Below are 23,871 nucleotides of genomic sequence, written 5' to 3' on the forward strand. Positions count from 1 at the left end.
GGTCGAGGATCGTTATGCGGATTTAGGGCCCGTTATGCGGACGCCCCCGTGGTGTGCCGGTCGGCCACCGTCAGCGCCTCGTCGAGCAGGGCAAGTCCCTCCTTGGCCTCCGCCTCGGAGATGGTGCACGGGGGGACCACGTGCGTCCGGTTCATGTTGACGAAGGGCCACAGGCCCGACGCCTTGCAGGCGGCCGCGAACTCGGCCATGGGCGCGTTGTCGGCCCCGGCCGCGTTGTAGGGGACGAGCGGCTCGCGCGTCTCCTTGTCCCGTACGAGTTCCAGCGCCCAGAAGGTGCCCAGCCCCCGGACCTCCCCGACCGACGGGTGCCGCTCGGCGATCTCGGTGAGCGCCGGTCCGATCACGTTCTCCCCGAGGTGGGCGGCGTGCGCGACGACGCCCTCCTCCTCCATCGCGTTGATCGTGGCGACGGCGGCGGCGCAGGCGAGGGGGTGGCCGGAGTACGTCAGCCCGCCCGGGTAGGGGCGCGTGGCGAAGGTCTCGGCGATGGCGGCGGAGATGGCGACGCCGCCGAGCGGCACGTATCCGCTGTTCACGCCCTTGGCGAAGCAGAGGAGGTCGGGGGTGACGCCCCAGTGGTCGGCGGCGAACCACGCGCCGGTCCGGCCGAAACCGGACATGACCTCGTCGAGGATGAAGACGATGCCGTGGCGGTCGCAGAGCTCGCGCACGCCCGCGAGGTAGCCGGCGGGCGGGGTCATGATCCCGGCGGTGCCGGGGACGCTCTCCAGGATGATCGCCGCGATGGTCTGCGGCCCTTCGAAGGCGATCGTGTCGGCGAGGTGGGCGAGGGCGCGCGCGCACTCCTCGGCCTCGGTGGTGGCGTGGAAGGCGGAGCGGTAGAGGTACGGGCCCCAGAAGTGCACGACGCCGGCGGCGGCGGTGTCGGAGGGCCAGCGGCGCGGGTCGCCGGTCAGGTTGATCGCGGCGGCGGTGGCCCCGTGGTAGGAGCGGTAGGTGGACATCACCTTCTGCCGGCCGGTGTGCAGCCGGGCCATGCGGACGGCGTTCTCGACGGCCTCGGCGCCGCCGTTGGTGAAGAAGATCTTGTCGAGGTCGCCGGGGGTCCGCTCGGCGATGAGGCGTGCGGCCTCGGAGCGGACGTCGACGGCGAAGCCGGGGGCCAGGGTGCAGAGGCGGGCGGCCTGTTCCTGGACGGCGGCGACGACCTTGGGGTGCTGGTGGCCGATGTTCGTGTTGACCAGCTGGGAGGAGAAGTCGAGGAAGCGCTTCCCGTCGTAGTCCCAGAAGTACGAGCCCTCCGCCCCGGCTACGGCGAGGGGGTCGATCAGGGCCTGGGCGGACCAGGAGTGAAAGACGTGCTTCCGGTCGGCGTCCTTCACGGCGGCAAGGGTGTGCGGGGTGGCATGAGGGGTCATGGCGTCACGCTAGAAGTGCGCAGGTGGGGAGGGATATCGGCGGACTGTATGGGGGTGGGGGGCCGGTCTCGGCAGTCTGTCTGCGCGGGGGCGCTCATCGGGGGCGTCAGGAGGCGCTCACCGGGGCGCGTCCGGGGGCGCTCAACGGGACGTTCGGGGCCTCGTGGCGGCGTTGCGGCGGCCTTGGCGTGGCGGCCTATCGTGGCGGCCTTTCGCGGCGGATCCGGCCGGGTGTGCGATTGACAGCATGCTGCCTTCATGACAGTCTATTGTCATAGCTAGTCGGTGGTGGGAACGGGGCGGAACGTCGGGCCTCGGAGCCGTCGCCGGAATCGATGTTGGAGGCGAGCACCATGAGCAAGACCCCCCGCAAGCCCGTCCACCTCGCGGTCTACGACACGTACGCGGACTGGGAGACCGGCTACACCACCGCGCACCTGACCCAGCGCGGCCACCAGGTCCGTACGGTCGGCACGGCCGCCGGGGAGCCGGTCACCACCATGGGCGGTGTTCGCATCCAGCCTGACCTGGCCCTGGCGGACCTGCGACCGGAGGACTCGGCGCTGCTGATCCTCACCGGCGCCGAGCTGTGGGACTCGGGCGAGGAACTGGCGCCGTTCGCGGCGAAGGCCCGGGAGTTCCTGGCCGCCGGGGTGCCGGTCGCCGCGATCTGCGGGGCCACCGCCGGGCTCGCCCGCGAAGGCCTGCTGGACGGCCGGACCCACACGAGCGCCGTCTCCTTCTACCTGGCGGAGCAGCCGGGCTACGGCGGCGCGGACCACTACGTCGACGCCGACGCGGTCACGGACGGCGACCTGATCACGGCGGGTCCGACGGACCCGGTGGCGTTCGCGCGCGAGGTCTTCTCCCGGCTCGACGTCTACGAGCCGGACGTCCTGGACGCCTGGTACCGCCTGTTCCGCGACTCGGACGCGAGCGCCTACCCGGTGCTGATGGCGGCAGCGGCGGCCGGCAATGCCTGACCTGGCGACGGGGGCGCCGGCCGGCGCGCCCGCGGGCATACCGGGCCGGCCCGAGCGCGCTCGGCAGGACCGCGGCAGGCAGGACCTGTTGAGCAGCACCGCGCTGGAGGTGTTCCGGCTGAACGGCCAGTTTCTCGCCCTCTCGGAGGAACTGGCCCGGCCGGCCGGGCTGACGGCCGCGTGGTGGCAGGTGCTGGGGGCCGTGCTGCGGGAGCCGCTGCCCGTCTCGGGGATAGCCCGGACCATGGGCATCACCCGGCAGAGCGTCCAGCGCATCGCCGACCTGCTGGCGGACAAGGGGCTCGCGGAGTACGCCCCGAACCCGGCCCACCGCAGGGCGAAACTGCTCCGCCCGACGGAAGCCGGACACGCGGCGATCGCGCGCATCGCCCCGGGCCACGCCGCCCTGGCGAACCGGCTGGCGGACGCGCTGGGCGACGACGCGTTCGCGGAGACGGTACGCGTCCTGGAACGCCTGACGGCAGCCATGGACACCCTCCCGGACCCCACCCACCCCTGACGGGGCCCCCGGCGCCGGGGGCGCGGCCCACCCGGCCCCGCCGGCGTTTGAGGCGCGGCCCATCCGGCCCGGCCGACGTTTTGGCGCCACCCATCCAGCCCCGCCGGCGTTTGGCGCGCGGGTCCGGGCAGAGCCCGGCGGCCAGGCCCCCTGCACGGGGGTGCGGGCGTCAGCCCGCCGGGACCACGCATTCCGGCCCCCCGGCGAAGCCCACCGCACTAGGCTCGGATCCACGGCCAGTCCTAGGGGGAGGGGCCATCCGGCCATGGAGCAACTGCACCCGCACGACCCGCACCGCATCGGCCCGTACCGCCTGCTGTCCCGCCTCGGCGCCGGCGGCATGGGCCAGGTCTACCTGGCTCGTTCCGACCGCGGCCGCACCGTCGCCGTCAAGCTCGTGCACGCCGAGCTCGCCGCCCGGGAGGAGTTCCGGATCCGGTTCCGCCGGGAGGTCGCCGCCGCGCGCCGCGTCGGCGGCGAGTGGACGGCCCCGGTGCTCGACGCCGACACCGAGGCCCCGACCCCCTGGTTCGCCACCGGCTACATCGCCGGGCCCAGCCTCCGCCAGGCCGTCGCCCGCGACTTCGGCCCGCTGCCGGGGCGTTCCGTACGGATCCTGGCCGCGGGCCTCGCGTACGCCCTCCAGGACATCCACCGCGCCGGACTCATCCACCGCGATCTGAAGCCCTCGAACGTCCTGCTCACCCTTGACGGCCCCCGCGTCATCGACTTCGGCATCGCCCGCGCCCCCGCCGAGCCCGACGCCGGTCTGACCCGGACCGGCGAACTCATCGGCTCCCCCGGGTTCATGGCCCCCGAGCAGATCAACGGCGTTCCGGTCACCGCCGCCTGCGACGTCTTCTGCCTCGGCGCGGTCCTCGCGTACGCCGCCACCGGACGGCTCCCGTTCGGCGACAGCGAGCAGCCCGGCGGCATGGCCGCGCTGCTGCTCCGCATCACCGAGGCCGAGCCGGACCTGACCGGCGTACCGGCCGATCTGCACGCTCTCGTACGGGACTGCCTGCGCCGGGATCCCGCCGGGCGGCCGGCACCCGCCGAGGTGCTGGCCAGGGTCGGCGCGGGCGACACCGTGGCCGACGGAAGGGCCCTGGAGCCGTGGCTTCCGGGCCCGTTGGTGGCCCAGCTCGGGCGGCACGCCGTACAGCTCCTGGACCGCGAGGACGCCGGCCCGGACCGCGCGGAGCCCGTGCCCGCGGCCCCGTACGCGCCGGAGCACCGGCCGGAGCACCAGCAGCCGTACGGGCCTGCGCACCGGCCCGGCTACGGACCCCCCTACGCGGCCGCCGCCGCGCCGCGGCACCCGTCGGCTCCCCGGCCGTCGGGGCCGCCGCCCCCGCCCCCGGTCCACCCGTCGACGCTGCCGACCCACTACGGCCCCTCGACGCTGCCGGCCGGCCACCCCGCGTACGGGCCGGGCCGGACAGAGCCGCCCCCTCGGTCCCGGACCGCGTCCACCGCCTTCCTCGTCGCCATCGCCGCGGTCGTCGCGATCGCGGCGGGCGGCACCGTGTACGCCGTGATGAGCGGCGGCCAGGACGTGGCGCCGCCCGGCAGCAGCATCCGTACGCCCGCCGTCGGCGCCCCCTCGGCCTCCTCGGCCCCGGCGCAGCCGTCAGCCCCCGTCGGCGCGGCGGGCGCGTCCGGAACCGCCGCCGACCGCCTTCCCGAGGCGTACCTCGGCACCTGGCGCGCCGCCAACGGCACCCAGGCGTGGCGGCTCACCCTCGGTCCCGGGTCGGTCGGCGACACCGTGATGTCCCTCTCCGTCCAGGACCCCGCCTTCGCCTGCTCCTGGGAGGCGTCCCTGCGCAGCACCCCCGAACCGGTGGAGCTGGACGCCTCCGCCGTCACCTCCGGCGACCCCGTCACCTGCGCTCCTGGCGGGTGGAGCCGATTGCTGCTGCTGCCCGACGGAACCCTGCGGCGGGAACTCGTCGCCAGCGACAGTCCTCCGCTGACGTACCGGAAACAGTGAGGGTGACCACCGGATTGTATCGAGGTCAATAAGCCTGCAAGCAGAGCTTGTTACGTATGACGGCCGCGTCGGACACTGCCGCACATGGAGCCGTTGAACGTAGTGGCACAACTGTGGGAGCGGATCGAGGCACGCGACTGGGACGGGGTGGCCAAGCTCATCGCCGAGGACGCGGTCATCGAATGGCCCGTGAGCGGTGAGCGCATCGTGGGGCGTGCCAACTTCGTCGCCGTGAACAGCGACGACGGCTACTCGGACGAGAGATCGGTGGAACTGCTGCGGATCCTGGCGGACGGGGACCTCGTCGTCACCGAGGTGGAGATACCTCAGGACCACGTCGTCTACCGCGCCGTCTCCCTGTGGACCGTGCGGGACGGGGAGATCGTGGGGGCGCGGGAGTACTGGACCAGCCCCGGCCAGGACCCGGCGCCGCGCTGGCGGGCGGGATACGTGGAACCCCTCGTGGCGGACTGATCCGCGGCTCCGCCGACGGCTGCCGTCTGGCGGCTGCCGTCTGGGCGCTGCCGTCTCGCGGCTGCCTCAGGACGCTGCCGTCTCGCGGCTGCCTCAGGCGGCTCCGAGCCGGTCCAGTTCCTCCCCGATCGCGGTGCGCAGGCCGTCGTGGCGGGGGGCCAGGGCGTGTTCCGCGCCGCGCCAGTACGCCTCCTGGTCGTACCGCCAGACCGGCATCCGGACGAGGTCGGCGGGCTCCCAGTCGTAGCGGGGCCAGACGTGGGTGTGGAGGTACGGGTCGGTGTTGCCCAGGATCTCGATGTTCACGCGGCGGAAGGCCGGGTCGAGCCGACGGCAGGCCAGCTCGACGGCCTCGGCGAGCCGCTCCATGTCGCAGAGGTACGCGGCCCTGCGCGCCCGGGGCAGGTCGGAGAGCCGGGTCACGGCGGGGTCGTCGGTCAGCAGGACCGAATATCCGGGGAGGAACTGGCGGTCGCCGATCGCGGCGAAGCCGGCGTCGAGACGGCGCAGGACAGTGGGGTTCTCCCCCCGGTGTGCGCTGCCGATGCGGTCGTGGCGCCATGCGGTGTCGATCATGACGGGACCCTACCGAACGGCCTGTGGCGGCCCGGCCGGCACCTCAACTCACCTCTCCCGTAACCCCTGTCATACCTGAGAGCCACGCGCGAACACGGCTCCGCAGCGGGACGCGAACCACGGGTCTGGATTTCTACCTTCGGAAACAGATGAGGGGCGGGGCGGCTCTTCCGGATCAAAGGAACAGACGATGGCGGGGACAGGGACAGGGACGGGGACGAGGACCGGGGCCGGGGCCGGGGCGGGGGTGGGCGCCGGGGACGGGGACGGGGCGGGCGCCGGGACGGCCGGCGGTACGACGGCGACGGCCGCGCGGGGCACGACAGGTGCGGCGAGCGGCGCCGGGGCTGGACGAGCCGGCGGGCGGGTCGGCGGGCGGGTGCGGCGTACGTTGCTGGCCGCGCTGGTCGCCTCCGCCGTCGCGATACCCGTCTCCGCCGCCGCCTCCCCCGATGTGCCCGCCCCGCCGCCCGTGGCGTTCGCGGATGACGCCACCGCCGAGGTGCGGTACGCCGCGAACCTCGCCAACCTCGCCGAGGCGGCCCGTACGGCCCGGGGCGCCGGCCGCACCGGCCGGGCAGCGAAGCTCCACGCCATGGAGGCGGGCGGTACGGCCCGGTTCCTCGCTTTCGACGGCCGCGGGAAGGGGCGCGCCGTCGAGGTGTTCGGCACGCTGGAGGGCGCCGACCGCATCACCGTGCTCGTGCCCGGATCGGACACCACGCTCGACACCTACCAGCGGTTCCGCGCCGGGGCCGTCGCCCTCCAGCAGCGCCTCGACGCCGAGCGTCCGCGCTCGGCGGTGGTCGCCTGGCTCGGGTACGACACTCCCGGCACGGTCAGTACCACCGTCCTCACCGCCGACCGGGCGGACGGGGCCGCTGCCGAACTGGGTCCCTTCCTGGACCGGTTGCGGGGGCTGTCGGGACCGGGGGCGTGGCTCTCCCTGCTGTGCCACTCCTATGGTTCCGTGGTCTGTGCCCGGACCGCGACCGGGCCGGCGGTCACCGACGTTGTCCTGTTCGGCAGCCCGGGCACGGGGGCCCGCTCCGCCCACCAGCTGCCCACCGGGGCCCGGATCTGGGCCGGCCGGGGCAGCGGCGACTGGATAGGCAGCGTTCCGCACGTGCGGTTCGGCGGGATCGGCTTCGGCGCCGACCCGGTGGACCCGGCCTTCGGCGCCCGGGCCTTCGACGCCGGCTCCGCCGGGCACAGCGACTACCTCAAACCCGGCACCGAGTCCCTGGACAGCCTGGCCGCCATCGTCCTTGGCACCAGGGCCGGTGCCGGCACCGGCACCGGCTCCGATGCGGGGGTCCCCCATGCGTAGGCTCCGCTCCCGCTGGTCCGTCCTGGCGGACCGCATCGACGGCGCCACCCCGGCCGGGCGGGACCGGGCCGTGGACGCGCTGCGGGCCCTGGCGATCGGCGGCGTGGTGCTCGGCCACTGGCTCGTCACCGCCCTGACCACCGCCGACGGCGGCCTGAGCGGCACGAGTCCGCTGGCGTACATGCCCTGGCTGGCCCCGGTGTCCTGGGGGTTGCAGACCCTCGCCGTCTTCTTCCTCGTCGGCGGCCACGTCGCGGCGAGCGGGTACGCGTCGGCCCGGGCACGGGGGATTGCGTACGGCACGTGGGCCGGGCAGCGGCTGGGCCGGCTGTTTCGTCCGGTGGCCGCGGTGCTCGTCCTGTGGACCGTGGCCGCGGGCGGGATGCTGCTCGGCGGAGTCGCCCTCGACACCGTGCGGACGCTGGTCGGGCTGGTGTTGTCACCGCTGTGGTTCCTGCTGGTCTTCGCCGCGCTGACCGCCGCGACCCCGCTGGTGGTGCGGCTCAACCCACTCTGGCCGGCGGCCGTGGTGGCGGGCGCCGACATCTGGCGGTTCGGTTTCGGCGGGCCCGAGGCGATCGGCTGGGTCAACGTGGCCGCGGGCTGGCTCGTGCCGTACACCCTGGGCGCCGCGTGGGCGCGGGGGGCGTTCGCCCGGCGCGGGCCGGCGCTGCTCCTGCTCGGCGGTGGGGCCGCCGCGACCGCCTCGCTGGTCCTTTGGGCCGGGTACCCGGCGTCCATGGTGGGCGTTCCCGGCGCCGCCGTCTCGAACCTGAACCCGCCGACCCTCGCCGCGGTGGCCTTCGGGCTCGCCCAGTGCGGCCTGGCGCTGCTGGTCCGCGAGCCGCTGGCCCGGGCCATGGCCCGGCCGGGGGCCTGGGCGAAGGTGGCCCTGGTGAACCTCTCCGCCATGACGGTCTTCCTCTGGCACCAGACCGCCATGATGGCCGTCACCGCCGTCGGACTGCTGGTCTCGGCCGATCTGCCCGGGCTGCACACGGTGCCCGGCTCGGTGGGCTGGATAGCCGCCCGGCTGCTGTGGCTGCCGGTGTTCGCCGTCGCGCTCGCGGTGTGCTGGGCCGCGTTCCGTGCGTACGAACGGCCCGCGCGGCACCGGCCGCCCGCGGCCCCGCCGGTGGCCGGGACCGCACCGGTGGCCGGTGCCCGACCGGTGGCCGCGCGGCAGACGGCCGTTGCTTGTCCGGCTCCCGTCAAGGAGGCGACCCGTGCCTAGGGTGACCCCTGTGACCCCTGTGACCCAGCAGCCCCGGCCCCCGGCCGAACCACCTCACCGAGCCCCGGCCCTGGGGGACACCACTTGGCGGGCGGCGCTGCGGGAGCTGTTCACGCTGCGCCGGGACCCGCTCCCGCCGATGTCGCGGCCGCGCTGGCTGGCCCGGCTGCCGCACGTGGTCGTCATGCTCGCGGCCGGGTTCTTCGGCCTCCTCACCGCGACGGAGCTGTTCGGTCCCTACCAGGTCAGCGGCGACCTCGCGTTCTTCCAGGCGGTCCTGACCGGTCTGGCCATCGGACTGGCCCTGTTCCGTCCGATCGCCGCCTGGTGGCTCGGGCTGGTGGCCGCCGCCCTGATCGCCTGGACGATTCCCCTCCCCCTCGCGCCGGAGGCGACGTGGCCCTGGACGTCCGGCGGGCTGTTCGCCTTCGCCCCGCTGGTCCTGCTGGTCGCCCTCCGGGTTCCACCCAGGGTCACCATCGCGGTCGTCGGCGTCTCGCTCGGCTACACCGCCCTGACCGAGGCGCTGTTCAAACCGGAGCACAGCCAGAGCACCATCGTGGGGGCCGCCCTCCTCTTCGGCTTCTCGGGCCTCCTCGGCTACGCCCTGCGCGCGCTGCGGCTGGCCCGCGGGGAACTCGTCGAGCAGGAGACCCTCACCGAGGAGGAGCGCGCCCGGCGCACCCTGCTGGAGGAGCGCAGCCGGATCGCCCGCGAGCTCCACGACGTGGTCGCGCACCACATGTCGGTGATCTCCATCCAGGCCCAGGTGGCGCCGCACCTCGTGGAGAACCCGTCCGAGGAGCTGAAGGAGAATCTGGCCGGCATCCGGGAGAACGCCCTGGAGGCCCTGACGGAGCTGCGCCGCGTGCTGGGCGTACTGCGCTCCGAGGACCCGGAGGATCCCGCGGACCCGCACCATCCGCAGCCGACCCTCGCCGAGCTGGACGGCCTCGTGGACAACGTGCGGGGCGCGGGGCTGGAGGTCACCACCGAGATCGCGGGTGTCCGCAGGCCGCTCACCCCGGGCGTCGAGCTCACCGCGTACCGGATCGTGCAGGAGGCACTGAGCAACTGCCTGCGCCACGCGCCCGGCTCGCAGGTCGAGGTCGGCATCGCCTACGGCCCGCACGAACTGCACCTGTGCATCGCCAACACCGCGCCGACGCGCCCCGCCCCGTCCTCCCCGGGCGCGGGACACGGCCTGTTGGGCATGCGGGAGCGCGCGGGCATGCTGGGGGGCGAGCTGGCCGCCGGGCTGCGCCCCGACGGCGGGTACGAGGTGAGCGCCGTGCTCCCGATGGACCCACGGCACCCGACCGGTGGATCCGCCCCTGACACGAAGAAGGACTGACCCCCATGACCAGCCCCATCAAGGTGATGATCGCCGACGACCAGATGATGGTCCGGCAGGGGTTCACCGTGCTGCTCAACGCCCAGCCCGACATCGAGGTCGTCGGCCAGGCCGTGGACGGCGCCGACGCCGTGGCCCGGGTCGCCGAGCTGTCCCCGGACGTCGTGCTGATGGACATCCGCATGCCCGGCATGGGCGGCATCGAGGCCACGTCCGTCATCACCTCCGTCCCGGGCGCCCGCGTGAAGGTGCTGGTCCTCACCACCTTCGACCTCGACGAGTACGTGTACGAGGCGCTGCGGGCCGGGGCCTCCGGGTTCCTGCTCAAGGACGCCTCGGCGGACCAGCTGGCCGAGGCGGTGCGGGTGGTGGCGGCCGGCGAGGCACTGCTCTCGCCGAACATCACGAAGCGGCTGATCACGGAGTTCTCCCGGCTGGGGGCGCCCCGCGCCCCCTCGCGCGCGCGGATCGACGAACTGACCGAGCGGGAGACCGAGGTGCTCACGCTGATCGCCCAGGGCCTGTCGAACGCGGAGATCGCCGCGCACCTGGTCCTGGCCGAACAGACGGTGAAGACCCACGTGGGCCGCATCCTCGTGAAGCTCGGCCTGCGGGACCGGACCCAGGCCGCCGTCTTCGCGTACGAGACGGGTCTGATCCGCCCGACGGGCTACTGACGGACCCGGGTAGTCCTTGAGAGGGACCCCGGGATATCCCCATCAGCGGCGACGCGGACGACGCGGGCGGCGACCTACGGTGGTGTGTATGACCGAGACGACCGCCGGGGGGACACCCCGGACGCCCGAGTTCCGAATGGCCGCGGGGGTGCTGGCGACCCTGCGCCAGGACATGGTCACCGATGCCTTCGCCTATCGGCCGCTACCGCTGATGACGAGCCCGGGGCGCCTCATGCGGCGGATGCCCGCGGCGATACGCAGGCACGCGCCCTGGGGGCAGTACGCGGCGGTGACGGCACTGGCCGTCTTCACCGTGATCTTCGCGGCGGGCTCCCAGAAGACCTTCCTCGGCGACCTGGGCCGGCTCGCCGCGGGGCTCATCGCGGGGATCCCGATCCTCATGACGCTGGTGCGGCCGGTGGGTGCGTGGTGGGCTGCCGTCGCGATGACGCTGGTTCTGGCCGTGCTCGGCGGATCCTGGAACTGGCCGTGGACCCCGGGCAGCTTCCTCTCCTACGTCGTCGTCCTGGTCCTGGTGACCCTGCGGACCGGGCCGCGGATCGCGGCCTGGATGTGGGTGCTGACCTTCGCCCTCGGCTTCGTGATCGCGATGGTGTTCGGCAACCGGTCGGGGATGAACCTCCCGGAGATGGCGGTGACCTCGGCGATCGCGCTGGCGATCGCGAGCAGCATCCAGATACGCCGGCACGCCACGGCGGAGGTGACGGCGCAGCAGGAGGTCACGGCCGTCGAGCGGGACAAGCGGACGCTGCTGGAGGAGCGGACCACGATCGCGCGCGAGCTGCACGACGTGGTGGCGCACCACATGTCGGTGGTGGCGATCCAGGCGGAGGCGGCGCCGTACCGGGTGAAGAACCCGCCGCCGGAGCTGGAGGCGGCGTTCGTCACGATCCGGGAGAACGCGGTGGCGGCCCTGACGGAGTTGCGGCGGGTGCTGGGCGTGGTGCGTTCCGCGGACTACGAGGCTCCCGACGCCCCGCAGCCGACGCTCGCCTCGCTGGACGGGCTGCTGGCGAACGTGCGGAAGGCCGGGCTGAGCGTGGACAAGACGATCACGGGCGCGGTCCGGGAGCTGCCGCAGGGCGTGGAGCTGTCGGCGTACCGGATCATCCAGGAGGCACTGAGCAACACGCTGCGGCACGCTCCGGGTGCGCAGGCCGGGGTGGAGGTGTCGTACGTACTCGGTGGTCTGGGCATACGCGTCGTCAACGAGGCGGCGACGGGGGACGTCCGCCCCTCGCCCGGGGCCGGGCACGGGATCACCGGGATGCGGGAGCGGGTGGCCATGCTGGAGGGTGAGATGACGGCCGGCGCGACGGCCGGCGGCGGGTATGAGGTGGCGGTGTTCATCCCGGTGCGCGGGCATGCCGAGCCGGCGTCCGGGACCGTGTCCCGGACGAAGCCCGGGCCGGGTGCGCCATGACGATCAAGGTGTTGATCGTCGACGACCAGATGATGGTCCGCGAGGGGTTCTCCGTGCTGCTCAACGCCATGGACGGCATCGAGGTGGTCGGGGAGGCCGTCGACGGCCGCGAGGCCATCGCGCAGGTGGCGGCGCTGCGGCCGGACGTGGTGCTGATGGACATCCGGATGCCGCTGATGAACGGGCTGGAGGCGACGCGGGAGATCGTGGCCGCCGACACGGACGCGAAGGTGCTGGTCCTGACGACCTTCGACCTCGACGAGTACGTGTACCAGGCGCTGCGGGCCGGGGCCTCCGGGTTCCTGCTCAAGGACGCCTCGGCCCGTCAGCTGGCCGACGGAGTGCGGGTGGTGGCGGCCGGGGAGGCGCTGTTGGCGCCGTCGGTGACCAAGCGGCTGATCGCGGAGTTCTCGAAGCTCGCCGAGTCCCCGAGGCTCGCCGACCCGGCGGGCGTGGGGGAACTGACGGAGCGCGAGACCGAGGTGCTCGTGCTGATCGCGCAGGGGCTCTCCAACGTCGAGATAGCGGACCGGCTGGTCGTCGCCGAGTCCACGATCAAGACCCATGTGAGCCGGATCCTGGTCAAGCTGGGCCTACGCGACCGGACGCAGGCCGCGGTGTTCGCCTACGAGACCCGCCTGGTACGCCCGAGCTAGACCGCCGGGCCGGTCGGGCCGCCGGGGCCGCCGGGCGGGCCGGTCGGCGAGGGATTGGCGGGACCCTCTCGGGACCCGAGGCCGTACTCCCTCGGTTCCGGGCCCGTAGGCGCGGGGGAACTGCGGTGCGCGGGAGGGGGGGTTGGGGGACGTATTGCCCGGCGGGGGCCGGTTGCCGCGCGGGTGGCGCGGGGGGCCGTCCGATCGGGCGGGGCAGGATCTAGGGTGCGGGAATGGGCTTTGATCCGTGGGACCCCGCGTTCGTCGCCGATCCGTACCCGGCCTACCGGGAGTTGCGGGAGCGGGGACGGGCCGTCTGGTACGAGCCGACCGGGCAGTGGCTGGTGGCGCACTACGCCGACGTGAGCGCGCTGCTGCGGGACCGGCGGCTTGGGCGGACCTACCTGCACCGCTTCTCGCACGAGGAGTTCGGCCGTACGGCCCCGCCGCCGGAACACGAGCCGTTCCACGAGCTCAACGGCAACGGCCTGCTGGACCTGGAGGACCCCGCGCACGCGCGGGTGCGCAGGCTGGTGGCGAAGGCCTTCACCCCTCGGACCGTGGAGCGGCTGGTCCCCGCCGTGCGGCGGCTCGCGCGGGAGCTGGTGGGGCAGTTGGTCGCGGACGGCGGCGGGGATCTGCTCACCGCCGTCGCCGAACCGCTGCCGGTGGCGGTGATCGCCGAGTTGCTCGGCATCCCGGAGGCGGACCGGGGTCTGCTGCGGCCCTGGTCGGCGGACATCTGCGGGATGTTCGAGCTGCGGCCGGACGAGGAGACGGCGCGGCGCGCGGTACGGGCGAGCGTGGAGTTCAGCGCGTACCTGCGGGCACTGATCGCCGATCGGCGCGCCCGCCCCGGGGAGGATTTGATCTCCGGCTTGATCGCCGCCCACGATGAGGACGGCCGGCTCAGCGAGCAGGAGATGATCTCCACCTGCGTCCTCCTGCTGAACGCCGGGCACGAAGCGACCGTCAACACCACCGCGAACGGCTGGTGGACGCTGCTGCGGCACCCGGAGCAGCTCGCGGAGCTCCGGGCGCATCCGCACCCCGAGGACGCGGCGTCCAAATACTTGTCCACAGCTGTGGATGAACTGATGCGATTCGACACACCCCTACAAATGTTCGAACGCTGGGTGCTCGACGACATCGAGATCGGTGACACCGTCATCCCCCGCGGGGCCGAGGTGGCGCTGCTCTTCGGCTCGGCCAACCGGGACCCCGCGCGGTTCGCCGACCCCGACGTACTGGACCTCGCTCGGGCCGACAATCCGCACCTGACCTTCGGCGCCGGAATCCACTACTGCCTCGGAGCGCCCCTGGCGCGGCGGGAGTTGGAAGCGTCCTTCGGGGCGCTGCTGGCCCCCGGGGTCCCGCCCTTGCGGCTCGTGAAGGAGCCGCGGTGGCGGGACGGGTACGTCATCCGGGGGCTGGACGAGCTGATCGTCGCGTTCTGACCGCCGCGCGCCCCCCGAGGGCGGGCGGCGGGCGCGGCTCCCTAAGTGATCATGTCGCGGCGGCGCAGGGCGCCCGGGCCGGCCCGGCACCCGGGCCGAGCCCGGCCAGCACCAGGATCAGCACCGAGCCGCCGAAGGCCACCGCGAGGTGGCCGCCCGCCCAGAGGGCGAGATGCTGGGCCCGATACACCGCTGGCGGGCCCACCGGGGCCCCCCGCGGCCCGCGGCGCCCGCGCCGCCGCGCCCCCGGCGCCGCGGGCACGTCCGGAACCGGGGGCACCCCCGACGATGCGGCCGCCCCCGGTGCCCCCGCGTCAGCTGGGCCGGGTGAGCGCCCAGGCCGCCGGGTGCAGGGTCCACGTACGGCGGCGCACCGGGCCCGCCACGGCCGCGTCGGCGCGGTAGCGGAAGTCGGGGCCCGACACCGTCACCGTCTTGGCCCGGGCCCGCACCACCGCGGCCGGACCCGCCCCCGAGACGCCGCCGGCCGTCCGCACCGCGACCTCCGCGAGACCGCCGTCGTCCCGCGTGGACACCGAGACCTCCGCCACCAGGCGGTCCACGTCCACCAGCACCACCCCGTCGGCCTCCACCCGCAGCCGGCGCGGCGCCGGGCCCCCGGCGCCCACCGGGCGGACCAGCGACCGCACCAGCGACCTGTACGCGCTCCACACCGACGGCCCGGACCCGGACCCAGACCCGGCACCGGCCCCGGACGCCGCGCCGGACGCGCCCGCCCGCAGCGGCGGGATCCGCAGCGCGCCCAGCACCACCCCGTCGCTGTCGTCGACCAGCAGGTCGCACATGCGCACCGACCCGTCGAGCACCGCCCGCGCCGCCGTGACGGCCGACTGGGGCACGCCGAGCGACCGGGACAGCCCCAGATTGGCCGCCTGACCCACCGGAATCAGCGACACGGCACCTCCGGCCAGCGCCCGCTCGCGGTGCAGCAGCCCGACGGCACGCACCAGCGCCCGGTCGTCGCCCACGATCACCGGCTGCCGATGACCCCGGCGGGCGAGGGCCCGCGCAAACTCCTCCTGCGAATCCGGAAGGCAGATTTTCGCCGCCGCTCCCGCTGACAACACATCTTTCGCGATCCGCACGGACTCGCCGTCAAGACGGCGGGCGACCGGGTCGACGAGCACCAGCAGGGCGCCTATCGGCGCGCCCGCATGGCTCATGGTGGGCTCTGGAGCCGACACCTCGGTCCTTCCTCGGGTAGCATCTTTGTGCAAGAGGCCCTTGCGCTATTGCGCCAGGGCCTTCGTCTATTCCGGGGTACCGGTCCGACGGCTCAGCCTGCGGTGTACATCGTCGTACGCCCCCTGACCTTGGACATGCCCCATCCGGAAGAGGTGTACGCCTGTGCCCGCTCTTGTGCTGCTCGGAGCTCAGTGGGGTGACGAGGGCAAGGGAAAGGCCACCGACCTGCTCGGTGGATCCGTTGACTATGTAGTGCGCTACCAGGGTGGCAACAATGCCGGCCACACGGTCGTCGTGGGCGACCAGAAGTACGCACTGCACCTTCTCCCCTCCGGCATCCTCTCCCCCGGATGCACCCCTGTCATCGGCAACGGCGTCGTCGTCGACCCGGCCGTCCTGCTCTCCGAGCTGCGCGGCCTGAACGAGCGCGGCATCGATACCTCCAAGTTGCTGATCAGCGGTAACGCGCACCTGATCACGCCGTACAACGTCACCCTCGACAAGGTCGGCGAGCGCTTCCTCGGCAAGCGCAAGATCGGTACGACCGGCCGCGGCATCGGCCCGACGTACGCGGACAAGATCAACCGCGTCGGCATCCGCGTCCAGGACCTGTACGACGAGTCCATCCTCACCCAGAAGGTCGAAGCGGCGCTGGAGGGCAAGAACCAGCTCCTCGCGAAGGTGTACAACCGCCGCGCGATCGAGGCGGAGGCGATCGTCGAGGAGATGCTCCAGTACGCGGAGCAGATCAAGGGCTACGTCGCCGACACCACCCTGATCCTCAACAACGCGCTCGACGAGAACAAGGTCGTGCTCTTCGAGGGCGGCCAGGGCACCCTGCTCGACGTCGACCACGGCACGTACCCCTTCGTCACCTCCTCGAACCCGACCGCCGGCGGCGCCTGCACCGGCACCGGCGTGGGCCCGACGAAGATCAGCCGCGTCATCGGCATCCTCAAGGCCTACACGACCCGCGTCGGCGCCGGCCCGTTCCCGACCGAGCTGTTCGACAAGGACGGCGAGGACCTGCGCCGCATCGGCGGCGAGCGCGGTGTGACCACCGGCCGCGACCGTCGCTGCGGCTGGTTCGACGCGCCGATCGCCCGCTACGCGACCCGCGTGAACGGTCTGACGGACTTCTTCCTCACCAAGCTGGACGTGCTGACCGGCTGGGAGCAGATCCCGGTGTGCGTCGCGTACGAGATCGACGGCAAGCGCGTCGAGGAGCTTCCGTACTCGCAGACCGACTTCCACCACGCGAAGCCGATCTACGAATACCTCCCCGGCTGGTCCGAGGACATCACCAAGGCCAAGACCTTCGAGGACCTCCCGGCGAACGCCCAGGCGTACGTCAAGGCCCTGGAGGAGATGTCGGGCGCCCCGATCTCCGCGATCGGCGTCGGCCCGGGCCGGACCGAGACGATCGAGATCAACTCGTTCCTCTAGGCGGTCCGCGGTCAGTACACGGGCAGTACGCGGAAGGGGCGGTGCGCCACGCGGGCACCGCCCCTTCGGCGTACCCGCTCCGGGGAGCTCCGGATGCCCGAGGGGCCAGGAACGCCGGAGGGGCGGCACGCTCGCGCGCCGCCCCTCCGAACGCACCGGTGTCCGTATGCGGTCAGTTCGTCTCGTAGAAGCCGAACGAGTCGACGACGAGGTCGACGTCGCTCCAGCCCTGGTTCCAGAAGTTGATTCCGCCGCGCTCGCCGTCGCTCGCCTGGACCAGGTTCGGGACGGTCTTGCCCGCCGTCCAGTTCAGCGTCGAGGAGCCCGGACGCGCCGGAGCCGGCGCCGGCGGACCCCAGGCGTTCGGGTCAGGGGCGACCGAGAGGAAGCCGGAGCCCGTCGTGTTGGTGACGGTCACGTTGAAGACGGATGCCTCCAGGCCCTCCGGCTCCGGGTAGAGCTGGCTGATGTACCCGCGGGCCGGCACCTTCCCCTCGGGCCAGTTGTCGGGGTCCCGGGTATCGATCGTCCGGAACGGCTCGGACGGCCTGAAGGCCGCCTTGTTGGCCGGGCTGTAGAAACCGACGACGTCGACGACGACGTCCGTCGGGGCCCAGGCACCGTTGAAGACGCTGATCCTGCCGTCGGAGCCGACCGGAACGATCACCGAGTTGGCGATGGTCTGCCCGGCCGTGAAGTTCAGGTTGGACGCGTTCGGGAGCGTCCCGCCGCCCGGGAAGACGGTCAGGTGGCCGAGTCCCTTAGGGTCGGTGACGGTCACGTTGAGCGCCACGGCCTTCACGCCCGCGGGCACGCCGCGCAGTCCGCTGATCTGGGTGCTGAAGCCCTTCTGCCCCGCCAGCTGACCCTTGGCCGCCCCGAGACCCTCACGGGTGTCGACGAACCGGACCGGCTCCAGGGACTTGTAGCCGCTGGCCGGTTTGGGCGTGAAGTAGCCGGTGACGTCGGCGATCAGATCGACCGGGCTCCCGCCCCAGCTGCCGTTGTAGAGGTCGACGTAGCCGTTCTTGCCGACCGGCACGATGACCTGGTTCGGCACGGTCTGACCGGCCTCGTAGTTCACGTTCGACGTCGCCGGACGCTCCCGGCCTTCGGGGAAGACCGTGACGAACCCCGAGTCGGTGGGGTTGGTGACCGTCACGTTGAGGACGACCGCGCTCACGCCCGCCGGAATGCCGCCGTTGCCGCCGACCTTGACCCGGACCGTGCCGGAGGGAGCCACCTTCGCCTGGGCCGCCCCCGTCCCGAAGCGGGTGTCCAGGATGCGGGTGGGAGCGTACGGGGTGAACTCCGAACCGGCGGTCACCAGCGCGAGCTCGTTGGAGACCTCGACGCCGTTCGCGGTGTCCTTCACCGTGACCTTGACGACGTACGAACCGACCTCGGCGTACGCGTGGTCCCGGTAGAGCGGTTCGGCGCCCTTCGCGCTGACCTTGTCCGACGTCCCGTCACCCCACGCGATGGTGACGTCGAGCGCGGTGTCCACGCTCTGGATCTTCGTCTCCAGCATCACGTTGTGTGCGCTGTAGCCCTGGCCCTCCAGGGCGACCTTGAGGTCCGGGTTGCCCGTGGTCTTGGGCTGAGCGGTCGACAGGCCCTTGCGGACGGAACGGTCCGCGGGACTGGTGTACGTGTGGGCGTCGGACGCGGCGGCCTTGGCCACCGCGGACGCCTTCGTCGCCACCGGGTCGGCGGCGTGGGCCGTGACAGGCACCAGGCCGACACCGGCGGCGACGAAGGCAGCGGATATTACGAGACGGCGACTGCGCACCGGTCCCCCCCATTTTTGAACGTGCTCATGATCTACATCACGGACAGCGTACAGAGGGACGGGGGAGGCGGTGGACAGTAAACCGTCGACCCGTTTACCGGGTGATCAGTTGGTCTCGTAGTAGCCGAAGACGTCGACGATCAGGTCGGTGCTCGCCCACTCCTCCCAGCTCTGGTTGAAGAAGTCGACGATGCCGTTCTCTCCGGAGCTCGCCTGGACCAGGTTCGGGACGGTCTTGCCCTTCGTCCAGTTCAGGGACGAGGATCCGGGCGGGTCCACGATCTCGGCGGTTTCGTTCTCGTAGTCCGCGAGCGAGTTCGGGTCCGGGGCGACCGCGAGGTAACCGGTGTTGGCGGTGTTGGTGACCGTCGTGTTCAGCACGTAGCCCGACACGCCGTCCTCCTCCGGCAGCGGGGAGAACTCCACGGGCTGGTAGTAGCCGCCGGGAAGCGCACCGTAATACGGGTCCGAGGGTTCACGGGTGTCCAGTCGCCGGAACGGCGTGACGGGCATGAACGAGCCCTTGCTGTCCGGGCTGTAGTAGCCGACCACGTCGACGATGACGTCGGCCCCGCCCCAGGCACCGTTGCGGACGCTGATCCTGCCGTCGGAACCGACCGGCACGATCACCGAGTTGGCGATGGTCTGACCGGCGCTGAAGTTCAGGCTGGAGGTGTCCGGGGCCGCCTGGCCGCCCGGGTACACGGTCAGGTGGCCGTACTGCTGCGGAGCGGTCACGGTCACGTTCAGCGCCACGGCCTTCACGCCCGCGGGCACGCCGCGCAGGCCGCTGATCTGGGTGCTGAAGCTCTTCTGCCCACCCAGCTGGCCCCTGGAGGTGCCGAGGCCCTCACGGGTGTCGACGAACCGGACCGGGGTCATCGAGGTGTACCCGCTGGACGCCTTCGGGGTGAAGTAGCCGGTGACATCGGCGATCAGGTCGACCGGGCTCCCGCCCCAGCTGCCGTTGTAGAGGTCGACGTAGCCGTTCTTGCCGACCGGCACGATGACCTGGTTCGGCACGGTCTGACCGGCCTCGTAGTTCACGTTCGACGTCGCCGGACGCTCCCGGCCTTCGGGGAAGACCGTGACGAACCCCGAGTTGGTGGGGTTGGTGACCGTCACGTTGAGGACGACCGCGGTCACGCCCGCCGGAATGCCGCCGTTGCCGCCGACCTTGACCCGGACCGTGCCGGAGGGCGCGACCTTGGCCTGGGCCGCCCCGGTCCCGAAGCGGGTGTCCAGGATGCGGGTGGGGGCGTACGGGGTGAAGTCCGAACCGGCGGTCCCGAACGGGAGCTCGTTGACGACCGCGATGCCGTTCGCGGAGTCGGTCACCGTGACCTTGATGTTGTACTCGCCGAGCTCCGCGTAGGTGTGCTTGAACGACAGCGGGCCGGAGCCGTTTCTCCCGAGGATGTCCTTGGTCCCGTCGCCCCACTCGACGGCCACGCTGAGCGAGACGTACTCGCTGATGAGGTCGGTCGTGAGCTCCATCCCGTGCGCGGTGGTGCTCTCGGCGTGCAGCACCGCCGCGAGGTTCGGGTTGCCCGCCGCGACGTCGTTCGCCTGCGCGGTGGCGGCGGCCTTGTTCTGCTTGGCGGCCGGCAGGACCGTGCGGACCGAGCGCTCGGCGGGGCTCGTGACGGTCTTGAAGTTCGACGCACCGGCCTCGGTGAGGTCGACGTCGGGCGCCGACACGGGCGGCGCGACGGGCTCGGCAGCGTGGGCCGCACCCGGTATGAAGCTTGCACCGGCCGCGATGACGGCGGCGGCGGATATTACGAGACGGCGACTACGCACCGGCCCCCCCAGTTTTGTTTTGAACGCGATCAGGAACGAAAGCGAGCCACAGAGTACATAGCCGGGGTGGACGGTGTGCGCCCCGGGCCGGATCTATCCGCCCGGCAGCCGGCTCGTGCACGCCCTGCTGCTGCACCGCGCGGCCGGGCTCTACCAGGCCAATTGCGCGATCTCCTCCAAGACCACCGCGCACGCGTCCGCCGCCGGGTCGATCAGCGGGAAGTGACCGACGCCGTCCAGCAGCGTCAGCCCGACCAGCTCGCCCGCCCGGGCCGCCGCGGCCACGTACGACTCCGCCACCCGCTCCGGGACCACGATGTCGTCCCGGCCCTGGACCACCGCCGTGGCGATCCCGGTCGGCAGCAGGGCCGAGGGGTCCGCGTACGGCAGCCGTTCCGCGAAGTGTTCGAGCCCGCCCAGCAGTTGCGCGCTCGCGCCCCCGCACACCCCCAGCTTCTCCGCCACCGCGAAGTCCGCGATGGGGGCCAGCGCCACCACGCCGCGCAGCATCGGCGCCGAAGGCAGCCTCCACGGCGACCCCGCCGGCAGGACGTGCCGGGCCGCGGCCCACAGCGCGAGGTGGCCGCCGGCCGAGTGGCCGGTGACGACCGTACGGCGGACGTCGGCGTCCGGGAGGGCGGCCGCCGCGAGGGCCGGGAGGGCGTCCAGCGCGGCGGCGACGTCGTCGAAGGTCTCGGGCCAGCGCCCCGCGACGGGGCCGTCGGCGTTCTGGTGCGGGACCGGGCTGCCGCGCCGGTACTCGACGTTGGCCACGGCGAAGCCGCGCCGGGCCAGGAAGCCGGCGAAGGGGGTGACGTGCTGCCGGTCGTACGGGGCCCGCCAGGCGCCGCCGTGCAGGAGCACCACCAGCGGGACCGGGCTGCGGGCCGCGCCGCGCGGGGCGTAGAAGTCGACGACCTGGTCGGGGTGGTCCCCGTACGCGGCGGTCGTGTCCGGCGCGACGGGCGGGTGGGCGAAGGCCGAGGCGGCCTCGGCGGCGTCCCGTTCCACTGCGGCGGGGTCCGTCATCGGCTCAACCTCTCGGTAACGCGTGGGGCAGCGGGGACAGATGTTTCGGTGTTCCGGCAGAGCGGGACCGTATCAGTCTGGAACGGCGCGTTCCGTGCGGGGGCGGGGATGTACGACGGCGGGCGGAGCCGTAGCCCCGCCCGCCGCGTGAGGTGACGTTTCGCTACCGGGTCACCCGAAAATGTGACCCAGGGTGCGCGCGGCACGCTCGACGTCGGCGAATCCGACGTAGAGCGGGGTGAAGCCGAAGCGCAGGAGGTCGGGACCGCGGAAGTCCCCGATGACGTCGCGGGAGATGAGCTCCGCCATGATCTCGCGGGCGTTGTCGGCGCGCAGGGACACCTGGCTGCCGCGGTGGGCGTGCCGGACCGGGGTGACCGACTCGACCCGGCCGCTCGGGACGTACGCCGCCACGCATTCGAGGAAGAAGTCGCTCAGGGCGAGGGACTTGGCCCGCACCGCCTCGACGCAGACCCCGTCCCAGACGTCGAGCGCCGACTCCAGGGCCAGCATGGACAGGATGTCCGGGGTGCCGACCCGGCCGCGCCGCGCGCCGGCGGCCGGGGCGTACCCCGGGGTCATGGCGAAGGGGTCGGCGTGCCCGGTCCAGCCGGGGAGCGGGGAGTCGAAGGCGGCCTGGTGGCGTTCGGCGATGTAGAGGTACGCGGGGGAACCGGGGCCCCCGTTGAGGTACTTGTACGTACAGCCGACCGCCAGGTCCACGGCGTTCTCGTCGAGGCCGACGGGCAGGGCGCCCGCGGAGTGGCACAGGTCCCAGACGACGACGGCCCCGGCGGCACGGGCCGCCGCGGTCAGCGCGGCCAGGTCGTGGAGCCGCCCGGTGCGGTAGTCGACGTGGTTGAGGAGGACGACGGCGGTGTCCGCGTCCATCGCCTCCGCCGCGTGCGTGGGGTCCACCGGGGTGACCGTCAGGCCGGTCATCCGGGCCGCCGAGGCGGCGATGTAGCCGTCGGTGGGGAAGGTGGCGGCGTCGACCAGCAGGGTGGTGCGGCCGGGGGCGGCGAGGCGGGCCGCGCCGACGAGGGCCTTGAAGAGGTTGACGCTGGTGGAGTCGCCGACCACCACCTGGCCGGGGGCCGCGCCGATGAGCGGGGCGAGCTTGTCGCCGATCCGCTCGGGCGCGGTCCACCAGTCGGAGTCGTCCCAGGAGCGGATGAGGAGCTCGCCCCACTGCCGCCGGGCGACGTCCGCCAACGCCCCCGGCACCGCGGACGGCAGGGCTCCGAGGGAGTTGCCGTCCAGGTACACGAGGCCGTCGGGGAGGGTGAAGCGGTCCCGGAGCTTGCCGAGCTCGTCGGCGGTGTCCAGCAGCGCGGCGCGGGCCGCCAGGTCCCCCGGGAGGGGAGCCGGAGCGGATGCGGCGGGTGCGGTGGCGGAGGCCACGCGGGCGGGGGCCTGGGAGGCCGTCGGCTCAGACATGGCTGCGCGCCGTCCAGAGTTCCGGGAAGACGTTCTTCGTCGCGCGCTTCTCCAGCCAGGTCACCCCGGCGGAGCCGCCCGTGCCGGTCTTCGCCCCCATCGCGCGGCGGGTCGCCACCAGGTGGTCGTTGCGCCAGCGCCAGACCAGTTCGGCGACGTCCGTCATGACCTCGCCGAGGCGGTGCAGGTCCGGGTGGGCGTCGGGGTCGGCGTACAGGGCCGTCCAGACGGCCTCGACCTCGGCCGAGGGCTCGTAGCGCTGCGAGAGGTCGCGGTCCAGGACGGCGGACGGGACCGCGAGGCCGCGGCGGGCCAGGAGGCGCAGGACCTCGTCGTACAGGCTGGGCTCGTGCAGGGCCTTCTCCAGCTCCGCGTGGACGCGCGGGGCGCCGCGGTGCGGGACCAGCATGGAGGCGGACTTGTCGCCGAGCAGGAACTCCATCCGGCGGTACATCGCCGACTGGAAGCCGGAGCCCTCGCCCAGGGCGGAGCGGTAGGCGTTGAACTGCCCGGGGGTGAGCTGGGCGAGCGGGCGCCAGGAGGCGTTGAGGGCCTCCAGCTCGCGGAGGGATCGTTTCAGCGCGTCCATCGCGACCGGCAGCCGGTCCTCGCGGACGGCCTTCGCGGCGGTCTCCCACTCGTGGACGATGACCGTGAACCACAGCTCCATGACCTGGGTGGTGACCAGGAAGACCATCTCGCCGGGGTCGTCCGAGCGCAGGTGCTGGAGGTGGGTGAGGACGTCCGCCTGGACGTAGTCCTCGTACGGGGTGGTGCCGTCGAAGTCGAGGTTCGGGGTGTCCGAACCGGCTCCGGAGGCATCAAGGGTTTTCGACATCGCTGTCTCCTCGACACGTGCTTCCGGGTAGCGGTCCGCTCCTTCCGTTGGGTGAGTGGAGCCCCGGTCCCCTGCCCGCATCATAGGACGCGCCCGCGGCGGCGCTCCAGCGGGGAGTGACGCAGGTCACATGAACGTGCCCGCGCCACCCGCCTCGCCGCCGAGTGCTTCCGACCGCCGCCGACCCGCTGTCGGACGCATGCGACCCGCTGTCGG

21 protein-coding genes are annotated in these 23,871 nt (G+C 73.0%); 12 read left to right on the forward strand and 9 right to left on the reverse strand.

The genetic code is table 11. From position 1 onward, the window contains the following. Positions 1–32: 32 nt before the first annotated feature. On the reverse strand, positions 33–1,400 hold the full coding sequence (locus ACFWTC_RS14600) for an aspartate aminotransferase family protein (RefSeq protein WP_383916515.1): 1,368 nt from the start codon (positions 1,398–1,400) through the stop codon (positions 33–35). Between the two features lie 353 nt (positions 1,401–1,753). On the opposite strand from ACFWTC_RS14600, the gene ACFWTC_RS14605 reads away from it, so the two are divergent. From ACFWTC_RS14605 to ACFWTC_RS14620, 4 genes are all read left to right on the forward strand, one after another. After that, positions 1,754–2,383, forward strand: coding sequence for a type 1 glutamine amidotransferase family protein (locus ACFWTC_RS14605; protein WP_383916512.1), 630 nt, complete (start codon positions 1,754–1,756; stop codon positions 2,381–2,383). A gap of 88 nt (positions 2,384–2,471) precedes the next feature. After that, complete coding sequence (locus ACFWTC_RS14610; RefSeq protein ID WP_383916509.1) at positions 2,472–2,903, forward strand: MarR family winged helix-turn-helix transcriptional regulator; 432 nt, start codon at positions 2,472–2,474, stop codon at positions 2,901–2,903. Positions 2,904–3,168: 265 nt separating this feature from the next. Further along, positions 3,169–4,899, forward strand: a complete 1,731-nt coding sequence (locus ACFWTC_RS14615) for a serine/threonine-protein kinase (protein ID WP_384027533.1) — start codon at positions 3,169–3,171, stop codon at positions 4,897–4,899. Positions 4,900–4,983: 84 nt separating this feature from the next. Next, the gene (locus tag ACFWTC_RS14620; RefSeq protein ID WP_384027531.1) at positions 4,984–5,373 is read left to right on the forward strand and encodes a nuclear transport factor 2 family protein; all 390 of its coding nucleotides are present in this window, start codon (positions 4,984–4,986) and stop codon (positions 5,371–5,373) included. Positions 5,374–5,466: 93 nt separating this feature from the next. Here ACFWTC_RS14620 and ACFWTC_RS14625 read toward each other — a convergent pair whose 3' ends face one another. Beyond that, a complete protein-coding gene (locus ACFWTC_RS14625) occupies positions 5,467–5,949 on the reverse strand; it encodes an HIT family protein (protein ID WP_383916500.1) in 483 nt (160 codons plus the stop codon). A 379-nt stretch (positions 5,950–6,328) separates the two neighbouring features. Between ACFWTC_RS14625 and ACFWTC_RS14630 the strand changes: the two genes are divergently transcribed. The 7 genes from ACFWTC_RS14630 to ACFWTC_RS14660 all read left to right on the forward strand — a co-directional run bounded on the left by ACFWTC_RS14630 (position 6,329) and on the right by ACFWTC_RS14660 (position 14,101). After that, positions 6,329–7,279 carry an alpha/beta hydrolase gene (locus ACFWTC_RS14630; RefSeq protein WP_384027530.1) on the forward strand — a complete coding sequence of 317 codons (951 nt, stop codon included), beginning with the start codon at positions 6,329–6,331 and terminating at the stop codon, positions 7,277–7,279. Continuing rightward, positions 7,272–8,513, forward strand: a complete 1,242-nt coding sequence (locus ACFWTC_RS14635; protein WP_384027528.1) for an acyltransferase — start codon at positions 7,272–7,274, stop codon at positions 8,511–8,513. The genes ACFWTC_RS14630 and ACFWTC_RS14635 overlap by 8 nt, the downstream gene beginning before the upstream one ends. Positions 8,514–8,523: 10 nt before the next feature. After that, positions 8,524–9,867 (forward strand): histidine kinase, encoded by a 1,344-nt coding sequence (locus tag ACFWTC_RS14640; protein WP_384027526.1) that lies wholly within the window; start codon positions 8,524–8,526, stop codon positions 9,865–9,867. A gap of 5 nt (positions 9,868–9,872) precedes the next feature. Then, entirely contained in the window at positions 9,873–10,544 is a 672-nt protein-coding gene (locus tag ACFWTC_RS14645; protein WP_383916488.1) for a response regulator, read from the forward strand. 88 nt (positions 10,545–10,632) lie between these two features. Next, on the forward strand, positions 10,633–11,988 hold the full coding sequence (locus tag ACFWTC_RS14650) for a sensor histidine kinase (RefSeq protein WP_384027524.1): 1,356 nt from the start codon (positions 10,633–10,635) through the stop codon (positions 11,986–11,988). Further along, a complete protein-coding gene (locus ACFWTC_RS14655) occupies positions 11,985–12,644 on the forward strand; it encodes a response regulator (protein ID WP_383916482.1) in 660 nt (219 codons plus the stop codon). Before ACFWTC_RS14650 ends, ACFWTC_RS14655 begins: the two co-directional genes overlap by 4 nt. A gap of 233 nt (positions 12,645–12,877) precedes the next feature. Next, entirely contained in the window at positions 12,878–14,101 is a 1,224-nt protein-coding gene (locus tag ACFWTC_RS14660) for a cytochrome P450 (protein ID WP_383916480.1), read from the forward strand. 49 nt (positions 14,102–14,150) lie between these two features. On the opposite strand, the gene ACFWTC_RS14665 is transcribed toward ACFWTC_RS14660, so the two are convergent. Both ACFWTC_RS14665 and ACFWTC_RS14670 read right to left on the reverse strand, forming a co-directional pair. After that, positions 14,151–14,291, reverse strand: coding sequence for a hypothetical protein (locus tag ACFWTC_RS14665; RefSeq protein WP_383916478.1), 141 nt, complete (start codon positions 14,289–14,291; stop codon positions 14,151–14,153). A 124-nt stretch (positions 14,292–14,415) separates the two neighbouring features. Continuing rightward, complete coding sequence (locus tag ACFWTC_RS14670; RefSeq protein WP_384027590.1) at positions 14,416–15,285, reverse strand: diacylglycerol kinase; 870 nt, start codon at positions 15,283–15,285, stop codon at positions 14,416–14,418. 184 nt (positions 15,286–15,469) lie between these two features. Here ACFWTC_RS14670 and ACFWTC_RS14675 point away from each other — a divergent pair, with 184 nt between their 5' ends. Beyond that, positions 15,470–16,753, forward strand: coding sequence for an adenylosuccinate synthase (locus ACFWTC_RS14675; RefSeq protein WP_383916472.1), 1,284 nt, complete (start codon positions 15,470–15,472; stop codon positions 16,751–16,753). 172 nt (positions 16,754–16,925) lie between these two features. Here the strand turns inward: ACFWTC_RS14675 and ACFWTC_RS14680 are convergent, their stop codons facing one another. The 5 genes from ACFWTC_RS14680 to ACFWTC_RS14700 all read right to left on the reverse strand — a co-directional run bounded on the left by ACFWTC_RS14680 (position 16,926) and on the right by ACFWTC_RS14700 (position 23,655). Next, complete coding sequence (locus tag ACFWTC_RS14680) at positions 16,926–18,545, reverse strand: hypothetical protein (protein ID WP_384027522.1); 1,620 nt, start codon at positions 18,543–18,545, stop codon at positions 16,926–16,928. A gap of 105 nt (positions 18,546–18,650) precedes the next feature. Beyond that, on the reverse strand, positions 18,651–20,348 hold the full coding sequence (locus ACFWTC_RS14685; RefSeq protein ID WP_384027520.1) for a hypothetical protein: 1,698 nt from the start codon (positions 20,346–20,348) through the stop codon (positions 18,651–18,653). A 150-nt stretch (positions 20,349–20,498) separates the two neighbouring features. Next, positions 20,499–21,377, reverse strand: a complete 879-nt coding sequence (locus ACFWTC_RS14690; RefSeq protein WP_383916463.1) for an alpha/beta hydrolase — start codon at positions 21,375–21,377, stop codon at positions 20,499–20,501. Positions 21,378–21,548: 171 nt separating this feature from the next. After that, positions 21,549–22,817 carry a kynureninase gene (kynU, locus tag ACFWTC_RS14695; RefSeq protein WP_383916460.1) on the reverse strand — a complete coding sequence of 423 codons (1,269 nt, stop codon included), beginning with the start codon at positions 22,815–22,817 and terminating at the stop codon, positions 21,549–21,551. Then, positions 22,810–23,655, reverse strand: a complete 846-nt coding sequence (locus ACFWTC_RS14700) for a tryptophan 2,3-dioxygenase family protein (protein WP_383916458.1) — start codon at positions 23,653–23,655, stop codon at positions 22,810–22,812. Before ACFWTC_RS14700 ends, kynU begins: the two co-directional genes overlap by 8 nt. Positions 23,656–23,871 lie beyond the last annotated feature (216 nt).

The sequence above is a fragment of the Streptomyces sp. NPDC058619 genome (assembly GCF_042717785.1).
In the GTDB taxonomy this organism is placed as follows: Bacteria; Actinomycetota; Actinomycetes; order Streptomycetales; family Streptomycetaceae; genus Streptomyces.

Coding starts and splice junctions, on each gene's coding strand:
- ACFWTC_RS14690 (WP_383916463.1), bottom strand. CDS start 21,377: ATGACGGACCCCGCCGCAGTGGAACGGGACGCCGCCGAGGCCGCCTCG.
- ACFWTC_RS14660 (WP_383916480.1), top strand. CDS start 12,878: ATGGGCTTTGATCCGTGGGACCCCGCGTTCGTCGCCGATCCGTACCCG.
- kynU (WP_383916460.1), bottom strand. CDS start 22,817: ATGTCTGAGCCGACGGCCTCCCAGGCCCCCGCCCGCGTGGCCTCCGCC.
- ACFWTC_RS14645 (WP_383916488.1), top strand. CDS start 9,873: ATGACCAGCCCCATCAAGGTGATGATCGCCGACGACCAGATGATGGTC.
- ACFWTC_RS14670 (WP_384027590.1), bottom strand. CDS start 15,285: ATGAGCCATGCGGGCGCGCCGATAGGCGCCCTGCTGGTGCTCGTCGAC.
- ACFWTC_RS14620 (WP_384027531.1), top strand. CDS start 4,984: ATGGAGCCGTTGAACGTAGTGGCACAACTGTGGGAGCGGATCGAGGCA.
- ACFWTC_RS14600 (WP_383916515.1), bottom strand. CDS start 1,400: ATGACCCCTCATGCCACCCCGCACACCCTTGCCGCCGTGAAGGACGCC.
- ACFWTC_RS14655 (WP_383916482.1), top strand. CDS start 11,985: ATGACGATCAAGGTGTTGATCGTCGACGACCAGATGATGGTCCGCGAG.
- ACFWTC_RS14625 (WP_383916500.1), bottom strand. CDS start 5,949: ATGATCGACACCGCATGGCGCCACGACCGCATCGGCAGCGCACACCGG.
- ACFWTC_RS14615 (WP_384027533.1), top strand. CDS start 3,169: ATGGAGCAACTGCACCCGCACGACCCGCACCGCATCGGCCCGTACCGC.
- ACFWTC_RS14635 (WP_384027528.1), top strand. CDS start 7,272: ATGCGTAGGCTCCGCTCCCGCTGGTCCGTCCTGGCGGACCGCATCGAC.
- ACFWTC_RS14700 (WP_383916458.1), bottom strand. CDS start 23,655: ATGTCGAAAACCCTTGATGCCTCCGGAGCCGGTTCGGACACCCCGAAC.
- ACFWTC_RS14650 (WP_384027524.1), top strand. CDS start 10,633: ATGACCGAGACGACCGCCGGGGGGACACCCCGGACGCCCGAGTTCCGA.
- ACFWTC_RS14605 (WP_383916512.1), top strand. CDS start 1,754: ATGAGCAAGACCCCCCGCAAGCCCGTCCACCTCGCGGTCTACGACACG.